15 protein-coding genes and 1 pseudogene are annotated in these 16,118 nt (G+C 47.7%); 15 read left to right on the forward strand and 1 reads right to left on the reverse strand.

All coding sequences use genetic code 11. The features are described 5' to 3' along the window. A pseudogene (locus DXA74_RS12760) lies at window positions 1-1,002 on the forward strand (DNA methylase); the annotation flags it as partial. A gap of 195 nt (window positions 1,003-1,197) precedes the next feature. On the opposite strand, the gene DXA74_RS12765 reads toward DXA74_RS12760, so the two are convergent. Next, a complete protein-coding gene (locus tag DXA74_RS12765; RefSeq protein WP_233550543.1) occupies window positions 1,198-1,947 on the reverse strand; it encodes an AraC family transcriptional regulator in 750 nt (249 codons plus the stop codon). A 270-nt stretch (window positions 1,948-2,217) separates the two neighbouring features. Here DXA74_RS12765 and DXA74_RS12770 point away from each other — a divergent pair, with 270 nt between their 5' ends. The 14 genes from DXA74_RS12770 (at window position 2,218) to DXA74_RS12830 (ending at window position 16,019) form a co-directional block, all read left to right on the forward strand. After that, window positions 2,218-3,120, forward strand: coding sequence for an NAD(P)-dependent oxidoreductase (locus tag DXA74_RS12770; protein WP_118528218.1), 903 nt, complete (start codon window positions 2,218-2,220; stop codon window positions 3,118-3,120). A gap of 70 nt (window positions 3,121-3,190) precedes the next feature. After that, a complete protein-coding gene (locus DXA74_RS12775; protein ID WP_233550544.1) occupies window positions 3,191-4,609 on the forward strand; it encodes an aldo/keto reductase in 1,419 nt (472 codons plus the stop codon). Beyond that, complete coding sequence (locus DXA74_RS12780) at window positions 4,606-6,129, forward strand: 4Fe-4S binding protein (RefSeq protein WP_118528220.1); 1,524 nt, start codon at window positions 4,606-4,608, stop codon at window positions 6,127-6,129. Before DXA74_RS12775 ends, DXA74_RS12780 begins: the two co-directional genes overlap by 4 nt. 12 nt (window positions 6,130-6,141) lie before the next feature. Beyond that, window positions 6,142-6,549 carry a DUF1893 domain-containing protein gene (locus DXA74_RS12785; RefSeq protein ID WP_118528222.1) on the forward strand — a complete coding sequence of 136 codons (408 nt, stop codon included), beginning with the start codon at window positions 6,142-6,144 and terminating at the stop codon, window positions 6,547-6,549. 14 nt (window positions 6,550-6,563) lie between these two features. After that, entirely contained in the window at window positions 6,564-8,471 is a 1,908-nt protein-coding gene (locus tag DXA74_RS12790) for a TonB-dependent receptor (RefSeq protein WP_118528224.1), read from the forward strand. A 15-nt stretch (window positions 8,472-8,486) separates the two neighbouring features. Next, complete coding sequence (locus DXA74_RS12795) at window positions 8,487-8,996, forward strand: ECF transporter S component (RefSeq protein WP_118528226.1); 510 nt, start codon at window positions 8,487-8,489, stop codon at window positions 8,994-8,996. Window positions 8,997-8,998: 2 nt separating this feature from the next. Further along, window positions 8,999-9,202: a twin-arginine translocase TatA/TatE family subunit gene (locus DXA74_RS12800; RefSeq protein WP_118528228.1), complete on the forward strand. Its 204-nt coding sequence runs from the start codon at window positions 8,999-9,001 to the stop codon at window positions 9,200-9,202. Then, window positions 9,195-9,998, forward strand: a complete 804-nt coding sequence (gene tatC / locus DXA74_RS12805) for a twin-arginine translocase subunit TatC (RefSeq protein ID WP_118528230.1) — start codon at window positions 9,195-9,197, stop codon at window positions 9,996-9,998. Before DXA74_RS12800 ends, tatC begins: the two co-directional genes overlap by 8 nt. A 346-nt stretch (window positions 9,999-10,344) precedes the next feature. Beyond that, window positions 10,345-12,288 (forward strand): hybrid sensor histidine kinase/response regulator, encoded by a 1,944-nt coding sequence (locus DXA74_RS12810; RefSeq protein ID WP_233550545.1) that lies wholly within the window; start codon window positions 10,345-10,347, stop codon window positions 12,286-12,288. Then, window positions 12,276-13,586 carry a sigma-54 dependent transcriptional regulator gene (locus DXA74_RS12815; RefSeq protein WP_118528234.1) on the forward strand — a complete coding sequence of 437 codons (1,311 nt, stop codon included), beginning with the start codon at window positions 12,276-12,278 and terminating at the stop codon, window positions 13,584-13,586. The genes DXA74_RS12810 and DXA74_RS12815 overlap by 13 nt, the downstream gene beginning before the upstream one ends. A 296-nt stretch (window positions 13,587-13,882) precedes the next feature. After that, window positions 13,883-14,326 (forward strand): dihydrofolate reductase family protein, encoded by a 444-nt coding sequence (locus DXA74_RS12820; protein WP_233550546.1) that lies wholly within the window; start codon window positions 13,883-13,885, stop codon window positions 14,324-14,326. 219 nt (window positions 14,327-14,545) lie between these two features. Next, on the forward strand, window positions 14,546-15,163 hold the full coding sequence (locus DXA74_RS12825) for an RteC domain-containing protein (protein WP_118528238.1): 618 nt from the start codon (window positions 14,546-14,548) through the stop codon (window positions 15,161-15,163). Between the two features lie 89 nt (window positions 15,164-15,252). Continuing rightward, entirely contained in the window at window positions 15,253-15,411 is a 159-nt protein-coding gene (locus DXA74_RS16470) for a hypothetical protein (RefSeq protein ID WP_164470529.1), read from the forward strand. A gap of 2 nt (window positions 15,412-15,413) precedes the next feature. Next, window positions 15,414-16,019, forward strand: a complete 606-nt coding sequence (locus tag DXA74_RS12830; protein WP_087405814.1) for a GNAT family N-acetyltransferase — start codon at window positions 15,414-15,416, stop codon at window positions 16,017-16,019. Window positions 16,020-16,118: the final 99 nt, after the last annotated feature.

Genomic DNA, 16,118 nt, shown 5'->3' on the forward strand with positions numbered 1-16,118 from the left:
AGGGGGGAAGAGGGCAGTAATGCCCTTGACCTACCCGATCGTCCGTCCGACCTCGCCCAGCGTGACGGGCGGGCGGTGAGAAAAGGCAACGAGATAGCGAAGCTGTACGCCGACAACCGGGTGGATGTCATCATCTATGCGGTGGAAAAATCGCTGGACTCGTACAAGTTCAACCTGCTGCACTGCAAGCAGACGTTCATCAGTCAGCTGAAGAGCGGAGCGATGGGCGCGAGAACCATAGACGAGGGAGCGATGGACGAGAAGTCGGGCATGAATTTTTCGGAATACATGGCGATACTGTCGGGAAACACCGACCTGCTGGACAAGGCGAAGCTGGAGAAGAAGATTGCCTCGCTGGAGGGTGAACGCAAGTCCTTCAGCAAGGGCAAGCGCGAGTCCGAACTGAAACTGGAGGGCAAGACTGGAGAACTGAGGAACAACCAGGCCACCATAGTCGCCATGACGGAGGACTGGGAGAAATTCACCGCTGCCGCCCGGACAGACCAGGAAGGCAACCGGCTGAACCTGCTCAGGATTGACGGGCTGGATTCCACCGACGAGAAGACAATCGGCAAGCGCCTGCAGGAGATAGCCAGGAATGCCACGACTGGCGGACAGTACAAGCGCGTGGGAGAACTGTACGGCTTCCCCATTGAGGTGGTCAGCGAAAGGACGCTCAAAGACGGGCTGGAGTTCTGCGACAACCGTTTTGTGGTGGCAGGCAACTACAGGTACAGCTACAACAACGGGCATCTGGCGATGGCTGACACACACGCCGCCGCCATGAATTTTCTGAACGCACTGGAGAGGATACCGGGTATCATCGACCAGTACAGGAAGAAGAACGAGGTGCTGGAGCGGGAAATCCCGCAGTTGCAGGAGATAGCCGGAAAGACATGGAAGAAGGAGGACGAGCTGAAACGGCTGAAGTCCGAACTCGCCGCACTGGACCGCAAGATACAGCTGGAGCTGGCTCCGCCAAACGAAAAAACACTAGAACAAGCACATCAGGAAAATGTACAAGTTTTGCCTAAAAAGGTTGCTAAACCTAATAATGAAGGAAAAGGCTGTGTCACGATAGCTATATCTAAGAAAAGTAATGAGATTAAACTATAAGAAAGAGAGCCAGTGGCAATGATTTTGTCATTGGCTCTTATAGAATTCTATTACATTGCCTAAGAATGTCAGAGTCAATTATTATTTTATTGGAAGCTGAGAAGAGTTTATTCCGTATTTCTCTTTGAACACTCTTGAAAAATGTGCCAAACTTTTGAATCCAACTTGCAGATAGATATCTGAGGCCTTCTTGTGATGATTGATTATCAGGTTATACGCTTCTTCCAATCGCTTATTAATGAGCCATTTTTCTGGTGAAAGAGTGCTGATTTTTCGGAAATCCCGCTTGAAAGAAGTCAGACTACGTCCAGTGGAGTGAGCAAATTGGTTCAGCGACATGTCGCACATATAGTTTTCATTCATGAACTCTTCTATGTCTATCTTATATGACTGATGGAAATTGAATAAGTACTTGTAAAATACCTTATCTGTTTGTAACAGGGCAAGAAGACCTTCATATAGTTTCAATTCCATTAGTTCGGGTGTTGGTTTCACATTAAACTCGAAATAAGGTTGTAGGGAGAGAAACAAACTTTTTAGGTTCGGTTTCAATGGAACTTGTATAATGGGTTGAACATCCAACTTGCTGTTTTCAAAAAAATCAGAAGCGTAATCTGCCAATATCCCCATTTTGCTTTTCAGAAAGTTACGACGAAACACGAGAAATACACCTCGATATTCTTCCCCATTGGACGACGGCTGTTTGACTACTAATATACGCTGGTCTCTGTGCAGAAATACACATTCACCTTTACGGACAACAGTTGTCTTTTTGTTTTGCGTAATGAGCATTTCACCGGAGTATATATATATAAGGTAATGAAAATTCATAAATTTATCAAATACTCGACTTTTTACTGAATGATAACAGAAAAATACGTCCGAGTAATTGAACGAAATATGTTCAGGTCCAAGTGTCATATTAATATGATTAAAGTTATAAATTATAAGCAAAGATAATTCTCTTTTATCATATAATACAATTGATTTTTAGTTTTTTATTACTGTCGGACTTTTAAGACAAGCAGTTTGGTCTTTTGGTGTAAGTCTATACGATTTAATACTATTTACCTTTGTACCAGATATAAAATTCACATAATCATGTTCAAACGAATTGTAGTAATAGATGAAACTCTGCTGGATGAAAATGCCTTGCAGGAACTCTACAAACAAGGTGAAGAAGTTATCGTATATCACGATTTCCCTGATGATGAAGAAATAATAAAGAAACGTATCGGAGATGCAGACTGCTTGTTGGTGTCATATCGTACTCGAATTGACAAAACTATCCTTGACGCTTGTCCTTCTCTTCGTTATATCGGAATGTGTTGTACCATCTATGAACCTCAATGCTGTAATGTGGATCTTCAAGAAGCCTTTAAAAAAGGAGTTATGGTAACGGGGATAAAAGATTATGGTGACGAAGGTGTTGTAGAGTACGTGGTTTCCGAGCTTATAAGGTTACTGCACGGCTTTGGAGGGCAAAGATGGCAGGAGGAAAGTCTTGAACTTACAAAACAGAGGATTGGTATCGTTGGATTGGGTAAAACAGGCCGTATGATTGCGGATGCATTGCACTTCTTTGGGGCGTCGGTTTTTTATTATTGCCGCACGGCCAAAACTGATATATCCGAGTATGCTTATATGCCTTTGCACGAACTTCTTAAAAAATGTGATATTATTTGTACATGCCTTCCGCGCAACACTATATTGTTGGGAAAAGAGGAGTTTAACATAATGGGCAATCGTAAGATTCTGATTAATACGTCCGTTGGAGCAACTTTCGATATAGAAGCACTTAAAATTTGGTTGAATAAAAGTCCACAAAATTTTTATTTGTGTGATGCGGTCGGTATGGGTAACATGATGACGGTTCTGTCCAATCACAAACAGGTTATATATACTCCATATATAGCCGGACTTGCACGCCAAAGTGTGGAAAGACTTGGTCAGAAAGTACTTCAGAATATGCAGAAATACACGATGGACTTTTCAGGTAAGTAGTTGGGGCTTATGAGATAACCTGACAGTTTTTTTTCATACTAATTTTGTATCAGAAAAATTAAGAGCTAAAATGGACGATAAAAAACAGAAAAATGATAAGGGAATGTCCCGCCGAAATATGCTGAAATGGCTGGCAGCAGGGACTATCTCAGCTGTAGCTGGGAGTTATGGCTGGCGGCGGACGATGTCTTGCGGGAAGGATGGATATTCTACGGCAGGAGTCATGCCGGAGATTATTCCTACTGACAAAATGACTTATCGAACCGATCCGCATACGGGGAAAAAGGTTTCCTTGCTGGGCTACGGGTTGATGCGTCTACCGGTAAAGGAGGGAGCCAATCCGAACTCGGACGAAGTGGATCAAGACATGGTGAACAAGCTGGTGGATTATGCTATCGCACACGGTATCAACTACTTTGATACAGCGCATCCGTACCATAAAGGAATGTCGCAGATAGCTATCGGCAAGGCGTTGAAAAAGTACCCGCGCGATAAATTTTTTCTTGCTACCAAGATGCCGACACCCCATATGCCAACACTGGAGCAGGCAAAGGAAATCTTTGAGAAACAACTTAGGGACTGTCAAGTGGAGTATTTTGACTACTACCTACTACACAACCTTCAGACAATTGAGGTATATAAAGAAATCTATGAAAACCGAGGCATACTGCATTATCTGCTGGAACAAAAACGAAAAGGACGTATTCGAAACTTAGGTTTCTCGTTCCACGGCACCCGTTCGCTGATGGAGTATCTGCTGAATCTCGACCTGCAATGGGACTTTGTGCAGATCCAGTGTAACTACCACGACTGGGACCGAGGTGCCGAACTTCCGGCATGGATGCAACAAAGCGAACGGGTCCCAGCACGGTGGATGTATGAAAAACTGACTGAGAAGCAGATTCCCATTACCGTGATGGAGCCACTGCTTGGCGGTCGTCTGACACGATTAAGCCGTAGTGCGATTGCTATACTAAAACAGGCTGCACCAGAGCAAAGCATTGCGTCATGGGCTTTTCGATTTGTCGGATCATTACCCAACATTCTTTGTGTACTGAGTGGTATGACCTATATGGAGAACCTTCAAGAGAATATATGTACGTTTTCACCGCTACAACCACTATCGGAGGAGGAACACAAGGTACTAGATAAAGCTCTGGATGTCTTTTTAGGCAACCGCACCGTACCGTGTACCGGTTGCCAATATTGTACACCTTGTCCTTACGGAGTGGATATTCCTGCTGTTTTTGCCCACTATAATAAGTGCGTGAACGAAGAGCAGATGCCTAAAGATCGTATGGATGAGGACTATCGCCGCGCACGTAGGCGGTTCCTAATAGGTTACGACCGCAGCGTACCTGAATTACAGCAGGCTAACCGCTGTATTCAGTGCGGGCAGTGTGTGTCGAAGTGTCCGCAGTGGATCAACATCCCAAAAGAAATGCAGAAGATAGATCGTTTTGTGGAAAAATTAAAGCTTGAGAAATGAAAAACAGATATAAAATCATAAGGGTCTGGGCAGCGATTATATGCTGGTCTCTCATTACGGGATTATTCCTCGACTTTACTGGAACATTGCATCCCTATTTTGGTTTTCTTGCCAAGTTGCAATTTTTACCAGCATTATTGGCTGCTAACGTGTTGGTTGTTCTGCTCTGGGCGGTCGTGACTTTTGTGTTTGGGCGTATTTACTGCTCGGTCGTCTGCCCGCTAGGCGTGATGCAAGATATCGTTTCCTATTTCTCTGGCAAACGGAAGAAGCATAAGTATCGTTTCTCCTATTCACCCGAAAAAAAACTACTAAGATACAGTGTGCTTGTGGCTTTTATCATCGCAGTTTTTGTAGGATTGACTGTCATATACACAACGCTTGCTCCGTATTCTTCGTATGGAAGGATAGCTACCAACTGGTTCGCACCGATTTGGCGGGGAATGAATAACGTGCTGGCTTACTTATCGGAACAAGCAGACAGCTATGCCTTCTACCGCGTGGATATCTGGATAAAAGGACTAACTACTTTCATCGTCTCAGGCCTTATCTTCGTCGGGATCAGTTTCCTAGCATGGAAGCATGGACGGACCTATTGCAACACAATTTGTCCAGTTGGCACACTGTTGAGTTTTATCAGTCGTCATTCGCTGCTACGCATTACGGTGGACACAACCAAATGCAACAGTTGTGGATTGTGTTCCCGCAATTGCAAGGCTGCCTGCATCGATACCAAACAGCATAGCATCGATGGTAGCCGTTGTATCACCTGTTTCAACTGTATCGAAACCTGCAAGAAAGGAGCGTTGTCTTACAAATTGCACCTTCCGTTTAGGAAAAATAATGAGGCAGATATACCGGAAGTCAAGAAAGAAACAGAAGGACAGGTGAATGAGAGCCGCCGCAAGATGCTGATGTTTACGGCAACGCTGGCAGGAACATCTATATTGGCACAAGCCAAACAAACCACAAAAGAATTTGTAGCGGCTACGGAACGCAAAAGTATCGCTAGACGCAAACAACAGATTGTACCTCCAGGGGCGTTGAATGCTCGTAACATGGCTAACCATTGTACTGCCTGTCAACTCTGTGTAAATTCTTGCCCCAATCAGGTGCTCCAACCATCTGACAGGTTGGAAACATTCATGCAACCCGTCATGTCTTACGAGCATGGTTTTTGCCGAAGTAATTGCAACACGTGCTCGCAGGTCTGCCCTGCAGGGGCCATACGTCCCATATCGTTGGAAAAAAAAGCGTCTGTCCAAGTGGGCCATGCTGTGTGGATTGCAGCCAACTGCGTAGTGAATACCGACGGGGTAAGTTGTGGCAACTGCGAGCGTCACTGTCCCAACGGGGCCATCATGATGGTGGCGAAGGACAAGGATAACCCCGACTCGCTGAAAATCCCGATAGTGGATGCCGAACGGTGCATCGGTTGCGGCGCATGCGAATACGTGTGTCCGGCACGTCCGTTCAGTGCCATATACGTGGAAGGACACGAAAATCACAGAATCTTGTAAACCACGGGAACAATGAAAGATTTAATCGAACTGTTGCATGACGGCAATACGCTGGTTGTGGCGAACGGTGAGGTCTGCGCTTTTCAAGGTCGTGGCATATCCGACCTTTACCACTTGCTCCGTGACGATGCCGGATTTCTGCAAGGAGCCTTCGTAGCCGACAAGGTTGTGGGCAAAGGGGCAGCGGCTTTGATGGTTCTCGGCGGCGTGAGCCGGCTCCATGCCTGCCTAATCAGTGAACCTGCCCTGCTCCTGCTGAGGATAAGCCGGATACGGGTTTCCTATGATAAAAAAGTCCCACAAATCCAGAACCGCACGAAAACCGGCATCTGCCCAGTGGAAGCACTCTGCCGCAATGCGGCAACGGCAGGAGAATGCCTGCCCTTGATAGAAGAATTTATGAACTCAACCAGACAATAGAAGAAACAACAGGAATGAAAAGCCTCAAAGAATATTTGCTGACAGGTGCCGTTTTACCGCTTGCATTTCAGGTACAGGCACAGGTAGCCGACACGACTTCCATAGACAGGACTTACTCCATCGGCGAGGTGGTCGTGACGGGAACACGCAGTGAGACCGATGTGCGACATCTCTCACAGACCGTTTCGGTGGTAAACCGGAGCAAGTTCGAACAGACGATGCAGTCCTCCCTGCTGCCTGTGCTGACGGAACAAGTGCCGGGACTGTTCGTCACCTCACGTGGCGTGATGGGCTACGGCGTGTCGAACGGTGCGGCGGGCGGTATCTCGTTGCGTGGGCTGAGCGGAGGCAACGCCCGGCTGATGGTGCTGATAGACGGGCATCCGCAGTATGCCGGCATCTTCGGCCACCCGATAGCCGACGCTTACCAGACACTGCTTGCCGACCGGGTGGAGGTACTGCGCGGTCCGGCTTCCGTGCTCTACGGTTCTAACGCGATGGGCGGTGTCATCAACATCGTCACCCGGAAAATGCGGGAAGACGGTGTGCGGACGAACCTGCATTTGGGCTACGGCTCTTACAACACGCTGGAAACGGAACTGACCAACCGCATCTGCAAGGGCCGTTTCTCGTCCGTCGTCAGCGGTTCGTACAACCGCACAGACGGGCATCGTGCTGATATGGACTTCGAGCAGTACGGCGGCTACGCCAAGTTAGGATACGAACTGACCGACAACTGGAATTTGAGGGGCGACGTGAACGTGACCCATTTCAACGCCTCCTATCCCGGTCCCGTATCTGCTCTGCTTTTGGACGGTGACCAGCGCATCACACGCGGTATGACCTCGCTGGCCGTGGAGAATAACTACGACCAGACTTCCGGCGCATTGAGTTTCTTCTACAACTGGGGAGACCATTGGATAAACGACGGATATACGCCCTCTGCCGGTGAAACTCCGCAGGATGACCGTTTCAATTCATCCGACGATATGATGGGACTTTCCCTGTACCAGAGTACACGCTTCTTCAAGGGCAACCGCATCACCTTCGGGTTCGACTGGTTTCGTTACGGGGGACACGCATGGAGCGAATATGTAAGTGGCGAGAAGGCAGGAACATGCAGCGACATCGTGGACAGGCATGAAAACGAGGTGGCGGGTTACATGGACATACGTCAGGACTTCGGACGATGGCTGACGCTCAATGCCGGTTTGCGCGTGGACCATCACTCCCGTGTGGGTACAGAATGGGTGCCGCAGATGGGGCTGGCGTTTCATCTGCCCCGTTCCATCGAACTGAAGGCATCGGCTTCGAAAGGTTTCCGTTACCCGATTCTCCGTGAGATGTACATGTTCCCGCCACAGAATCCCGACCTGCAGCCCGAGTCGATGTGGAACTATGAGCTGGCTTTCTCGCAACGGTTGCTCGACGGCCGCTTTCAATACGGAATAAACCTTTTCTATATCGATGGCAAAAACTTGATTCAGACCTTGCCTAATCCAAATGGGAGCGGAATGCTGAACCAAAATTCGGGGAAAATCGACAATACGGGCGTGGAACTACAAGCGGCATACCATATCAGTCCAGTTTGGTCGGTGGATGCCAACTACAGTTTCCTGCACATGGAGAATCCTGTCATCGCCGCACCTGAACACAAGCTTTATACCGGGGTGAACTTCTCGGAAGGACGCTGGACGGTTTCTACCGGATTGCAGTACGTTGAAGGACTTTACACATCGGTCGGCAAAAAGGAAACGAAGGAAAACTTTGTCCTCTGGAACCTGCGCGTTTTCTTCCGTGCATCAAAATGGCTCGACATTTGGGCGCGTGGAGAGAACCTGTTGGCGCAACGCTATGAAATCATGGCGGGTTATCCCATGCCGCAAGCTACGGTTATGGGCGGTATAAACATTAACTTCTGATTAAACAAATAAATTATGCAGACCACAGTAAAACTTTACGTTTATGGCTACCGGGAAGTCAGGACTTACCTTGCAGCCTCCTTGTTCGTTTTGGGCAATATCGCCTTGCCCCAGTTCTTCCATCTCTTTCCACAGGGCGGGGTGACATGGCTTCCCATCTATTTCTTTACATTGGTAGGAGCCTACAAATACGGCTGGAAAGTGGGGCTGCTTACCGCCGTGCTTTCCCCTTTGGTCAATTCTGCACTGTTTGGTATGCCTCCGGCTACTGCTCTTCCGGCCATTTTGCTTAAATCAGGATTACTGGCTTTGGCAGCGGGATTCACGGCACACCGCTATCGGAAAGTTTCCGTGTATCTCTTGTTGGTAGTCGTGCTGTCGTATCAGACTATCGGAACACTGGGCGAATTGATAATAAAAGGGAATTTTTATCTTGCCGTACAGGATTTCCGCATCGGCATACCGGGTATGTTGTTGCAGGTCTTTGGAGGATATTTTTTTATTAACCGCTTAATACGAAAATAACTATGTTTGGAATTGGAACACAAGAAATTCTTTTTATATTACTGATTGTATTGTTGTTTTTCGGAGGCAAGAAAATACCGGAACTGATGAAGGGTCTTGGGAAAGGTGTGCGTTCATTTAAAGACGGAATGAATAATATCGAGAAAGATGCAAATGGGTCTGAAGAGGTTTCTGCTAACACGGAAAAAAGAAATAGTAATGGATAATGACAAGCAATCGTTTTGGGATCATCTTGATGTGTTACGTGCGGCGATAATCAGAATCGTCGCCGTAACCGTTATATTCGGAGTTTTGGCTTTCTTTTTTAAGGAACAACTGTTCGCTGTCGTTCTTGCTCCAAAAGATTCCGGATTCATAACCTACCGATTGTTTGATGTCATAAATGGGATGGTAACAGATTCTTATATTACTGATTTTTCCATAAGGCTCATCAATACTGGATTGGCGGAGCAGTTTATCATACATATGAAAACTGCAATGTATGCAGGAGTATTATGCGCTTCTCCCTATATTCTTTATCAATTATTTAGATTCGTTTCTCCTGCCTTATATACCAATGAACGTAAATATGCTACACGGGTTGTAGGTAGCGGCTATTTGATGTTTGTTGTGGGAGTACTACTCAGTTATTATATGATTTTTCCACTGACATTCCGCTTTTTAGGAACTTACCAAGTAAGCGGAGAGGTTGAAAATATGATAACATTACAATCCTATATATCGACACTTGTAATTATGTCGCTGGCGATGGGAATTGTTTTCGAGATGCCGGTCCTGTCATGGCTGTTTGCCAAACTAGGATTCCTTTCAGCGGATTTTATGTGTCGTTATCGTAAACATGCTGTCATAATCATTCTAATTATTGCAGCTATTATTACACCGACTTCCGACATTTTCACTCTATTGCTTGTCTCCCTGCCAATGTGGATTTTGTATGAGATAAGTATTTATATAGTAAAAATAGCAACAACGTGTAAAAATGAAATTACTATTACAATATAAGATTCTGCTTGGATATTTAATATTAACGACAGTATTGGGTGGTGTAATAGCTATTTTTATACATGAACGACATCAATTAAGAGACATAGAACTAGAAACGGCAAAGATTCGCTCGGTACGTCTTGGCATAAACAAGATGCATCGCAACATAATGGAGCTTGCTATTAGTGGTGAAAGTGTAGTTGTATGGGATAAAGCAGACTATCAAAACTATCTCCATCATCGCCTACAGACAGACAGTATACTACAAACATTGGAGCCTCTTTGTCGGGAGTATGTACAATCCAATCAGATAGATACCCTACGTTATTTGTTAGCTGAAAAAGAAACACATCTGCTACATATTATGCAGAATATCAAACAACGAAATGAAAGGGAGGAAATGCTGGCAAACCAGCTGCCTGAAGTGGCAAAACGGGCAACAAGAGTCCGTACTGTTGAGCAAAAGAAAAAAGGAATTGCCGGATTCTTCGGTATGAAGGAAGAAATACGGATAATGCCATCCAACAAAGAACTGCACGCTTTCAGCGACAGCCTGATAGCCACACAGCAACGACAGGCACAAAAAATGGATACATACGCTGACAGTCTGCGTATTCGCAATAGGGAATTGAACAGAACACTGAACAGTCTATTAAGAGACCTTGACAGGCAGGCATATCTTTTATTTAGCAAAAGCGAACAGAAAATAGAGGATACTTGGAATGAATCATTCTGGCTATTAGCAATAACCTTGTCAGTTGCAATTGGCTTGCTGTTTCTGTCTTACCTCACCATTCACCGTGAAATCAAGCGCAATGTTGACGAAAAAAGAAAATGCGAGAAACTAATCGAAAAATTACAGGAAACCATCCGGCAGAACGAGGAATTGACAAAAGAAAGACAGAACATCATGCAAACTATCACCCATGAACTACGTTCTCCGCTATCTGCTATACGCGGATATGCGGAAATGATAGTTACTGATGAAGAAAGTTCTCTCCGTATCCGCCATGCGAATATCATAGGTGAAGCTTCCGGGCGGATGGCAGGAATGATAGACACACTGCTGAATTATTTTCATTTGGACAGCGGAAAGGAAACTGTTCGTTCCCTTCCATTCAGGTTAAAAAGCATTGCGGACACATTGGAGATAGAGTTTATGCCACAGATGGAAAAGAAGCGGCTGGCATTTGAAACAGTCAATGAGGTGGACAAGGTGGTCATGGGTGACCGAAACCTAATACTTCGCATCGGCAGCAATCTGCTGTCCAATGCGCTGAAGTTTACGCAGAAAGGTTCGATCAAATTAATTACCAAATATTCTGATGGTAATTTCATATTGGTAGTGGACGATACCGGTACAGGGATAGACAAGGAGAAACAAGAACAGATATTCAAGCCATTTGAGCGGCTGGGCAACGCCGCCACGCAGGACGGTTTTGGGTTGGGACTCGCCATCGTAAGGAGTCTTACGGAGCTGATGGGGGGTAACATCAGGGTGGAAAGCGTGCTAGAAAAAGGCAGTCGGTTTACCGTCACACTGCCGCTAGAAAAGGCGACCGAAACAGAAAGACAACCCTATACCATAACGCACAATCTTTCCGGCTGTTCCGTGCTTTCCATAGACAATGACCGGATGATACTTGACATGCTGCATGACATGTTCGAGCAAAGCGGAGTGCATTGTGAAATCTGTACAGACATGGGCCGGCTCACGGAAAAACTACGCGATAACCACTATGACCTGCTGACGACCGACCTGAAGATGCATAATTTCAGCGGCTATGACATTCTGGAACTGCTCCGTACGTCGGACATAGGAAACTCGCGCACCATCCCCGTGATGGTGGTGACCGGCTCGAAAAGTATCACAAAAGAGGAACTGGCAGGTGCGGGCTTCGGCTCGGTACTGTACAAGCCGTTCTCCATCGACGAACTGCTGGCAGCCGCAGAAGAATGTATCAGCGAGGACAGTCCCCCACGCGTAGACCTCGGCCCGCTGTTTGCATACGGCGAGAAGCGGCAGAGGCTGGAATGTCTGGTCAGGGAAACGGAGAAGGAAATGGCCGCCATACGGGAGGAAGCGGAAAGGTGTGACAGGGACAGACTGGACTACTGGATACACCATATCCGCAGCTCGTGGATGCTGATACATGCCGAAGGGCCGCTGCAGGAGCTGTATGACGTGCTCCACGGAAACGGGACAGCAGAAGAAATCAGGGAGTATGCCGGAAAGGTAATCAGTCAAGGCGAAACGATCATCCGGCTCGCTCGAAAGGAAATGGAGAGAACGGTATGGGAAGAATAATAGTGATAGAGGACAACCCGGTATTCCGTGATCATGTCTGCGGAATGCTGGAGAAGGCAGGCTACGAGACCCGCACTGCATACGACTGTGCCGGGGCACGGAGGCTGCTGGAGGAACTGGAGGATGGGGACATCATCGTGTCGGACCTGCGTCTGCCCGACGGAGAATGTACGGAAGTGCTGGAGCGGATGCGGGCAGCGGGTATCAGAAACCCGTTTGTCATCATGACCGACTATGCGCAGGTCGCGTCGGCGGTCAGCTCCATGAGGCTGGGAGCCGAGGACTATATCCCCAAGACCCTGCTGCAGGAAAAGCTGCTTCCGAGGATAAATGAGCTGGTACGCAAATCGGAAAGAAGGCATACCATGCCCATACTGGAGCGCAGAAGTGCCGCATTCCGAACAATCGACCGGCGTATCTCACTGGTAGCCCCGACGGACATAGGGGTGCTGATACTTGGAGAAAACGGCACGGGCAAGGAACACGTAGCAGAAAAGATACATGCGCAGAGTACCCGGCAGAAAGGTCCGTTTGTCGCGATAGACTGCGGTATGCTGACACGGGAGCTGGCGGCATCCGAGCTGTTCGGATACGAGAAAGGCGCATTTACGGGAGCCATAACCGGAAAGAAGGGCTGCATGGCGGAGGCTGACGGCGGCACGCTGTTTCTGGACGAGGTGGGCAACCTGCCCGCTGAGGTACAGCAGAAACTGCTACGTGCGCTGCAGACCAAATGCTACCGTCCGACGGGCTGCACCCGCGAGCGGAAAGCGGATGTGCGCATCGTGGCGGCGACCAACGAGAATCTGGAGAAGGCAGTGGAGGAAGGACGTTTCCGGCGGGACCTGTATCACCGCCTGAAGGAGTTTGTCATCAAGATACCGCCGCTGCGGGAGTGCCGGGAGGACATACTGCCCCTTGCGGAGTTTTTCCGGGAGCTTGCCAACGAGGAACTGGGACGGCATACGGAAGGATTCGACAAGGAGGCGGAAAAGGAACTCATGAGGCGGATGTGGGCAGGAAATGTGAGGGAACTGAAACAGACGGTGCGTTCCGCCGTCCTGCTGACGGAAGGAAGGCTGATAGGAGCCGACAGGCTGGAAGCGGAAAGTACGGCACAGGCAGGCAGCTCCCTGCTGCTGAAAGACGGGAATGAGGAAAGGGAACGCATCGTGCGGGCACTGGCACAGGCGGACGGGAACCGCGAAGTGACTGCCGGACTGCTGGGTATCAGCCGCACGACCCTGTACAACAAGATGAAAGAATACGGTATCATGCAGAAAAAGAGCGAAAAATGAGAAAATTTCGACTGAAAATCCTATCTTTGCATGAACATAGGAGAAAAACGGTACGGAGAAACACGGTTTCCCGTACCGATTAAGATATAGTATAGAATAAGACCGCAAGGCGTTCTAATGGAAATCTGGTAAATTTCGACATCGGGAGCGATTGCGTGATGCTTATGCTATGCCTTGGCATAGCGTGCATTCGCGTATATTTCCCGATTGGCTTTACCAGAGCCTCCATTAGAAATAACGTGTATTGCACGCTATTTTTTTATTTTACGGCTTCCGGTCGCAACAGAATGACCGCTATGGCAAAAGTCCGATTACTCGCCGTCCTGACAATGGACGGCTGTCCGGCAGAAACAACCGGTCTGTCCGGGCGATGGCTTGGTTCCGACCAGTACGGGATAGGTGCGCTGAAAGAGGCTGCTACCTGCGTCCTGACAGAAGACACGTCGCTGACACTCCTCTCCAGCCGGATGGAAAACACCGGCGATTCCCTGAACTATCTGATAGAAGCAACCGAAAAGACGGCAGGCATCATCAACGGCATGATACGGATGCGGCTTGTAGATGAAATCATCCTCTACATGGTTCCCGTCATTGCGGGAAACGGCAGCAGGCTGTTCCAGTCGTCGCTGCCCGAAAGCGAATGGACATGTACGGAAAGCAGACAATGGAAGGATGGTATGGTAAGGATAGCCTACGGACGGAAAACACCCCGCCAACGGGTGGTGACGTTCGGAAAATGAACGTTCCGTACGTTCAAAAAGTGAACGTACGTTCAGATTCTGAACAAAAAATGAGGTGTCGGGAGAAGCTCCAAAAAATATTTTCAGCAAATATTACACTGAATATCAGTAAGATATACGTACGCTAAAAGAAAAACGCTCCCACAGGACCGCAATTTGTCCCATAGTTTTATGTGCGCACACTTCAAACCAAGTGTAATAACATAAAACTGAAAGAAAATGGAACACCTCATATTGACAGAAACAGACTTCTTCCGTCTGATAGACAACCCCGGCTCTACCGGACTGGGAACCGCATACAACGAGTTCACGACCACAGTCGTATCCCTGTGCAAGGAAAAGGAAAGTATCTGCCGGACTGTTTTCGCACTGAGCTATGCGGAAACGGAACTGCAATATCACGATGCCATGCAGGAGACGGACTCCAGCCGCAGCATGTATGTGAGAAAGGCGCTGTCGTTTGTGCGCAAGATGCTGAAATATTATCAGGTAGGGCTGCATCGAGGCGGAGCCTTTGACGGAGGCGAAAAGACAAACCAAAGGCAGGACGAAGTCCCAGCGATGCAGTGGACGGGAAGCACGGCCGAGCTGGTGGAACTGATTTACGGTCTGGACGAGATGAAGCTCATCAACGGAGGGGAAACGGGCATCAAGGAACTGCTGGCGAGATTCTGCCGCATGTTCGGTGTGGAGATAAAGGAGAACCAGTGCTACAACACCTATGCGGATATCAAGCGGCGGAAGAACGAGAGCCGGACGTATTTCTTTGACAGGGCGGCGGAACGGCTGAACCGCAGGATGATGCGGGACGAGGAGGCGGAACGGAAGAGGCGGTGAAGCCGTTCGTCAGAAAAACAGGTATCCGAAAAAGGGATTTGCCGAAAAATTCTTATCTTTGCAGCAGAGAACCAAATCATTAACAAGTCATGGCATTAGAAATCAAAGCAATTCCTACGCTGAAAGGGAAAGAAGCCGAACGTTTCGTGAAGGAAGCGGACAAGGCTTACCAAAAGAAGGAGAAAACAGATTTCAGCAAGCAGGTGAAAATAGCCCGTGCCATATTGAAAAAAGCCAATATGTTGTAAGTATGGGATTCCTGTTAGATAAATGCAGTTTCTCTCCATTGGACGAAAAAGTCATTGCAGATTGCAGTCCTTTTTCATGCGGAAATGCAGACCTGGACGAGTTCTTTCAGCATGATGCCCCGCTTTACAGCAGGCAGATGCTGGGAAAGAGTTACTGCTTCAGGCTGGACGAGGACCCATCCGTGATAGTGTGTGCCTTTACGCTGTCGAATGACAGCATCCGTGTAGATATGCTGCCCAACAGCCGGGAGAAAAAAGTGCAGAAAAGCATTCCTTATTCCAAACAGATGCGCCGTTATCCCGGTGTCCTGATTGGACGGTTGGGCATCAATGTGGAATTTGCCCACCGTGGGATAGGAAGCGAACTGATGGAGTTTATCAAATCATGGTTTATCGACACAGGTAACAAGACCGGATGCCGTTTCCTTATCGTGGATGCCTATAATGAAGAAATCCCATTGGGATATTATCTAAAGAACGGCTTCACATTTCTGTTTTCAACGGAAAGTCAGGAAGCGGAGAATACGGGATTTGACAAAGACACGAAACTGAGGACCCGACTGATGTATTTTGACCTCATCGGACTGGTCGGTGAAGTGGAAGAATAAGAAAAGGCAATCACCTGACTAAAAAGACAATAAGCCTCCCAGGCGAGCTGAAAGGCAGCATACTTGGGGGGCGTTCTTTATTTATAACGGGAACAGACA

Source organism: Bacteroides sp. OF04-15BH, assembly GCF_003477995.1.
GTDB lineage: Bacteria > Bacteroidota > Bacteroidia > Bacteroidales > Bacteroidaceae > Paraprevotella.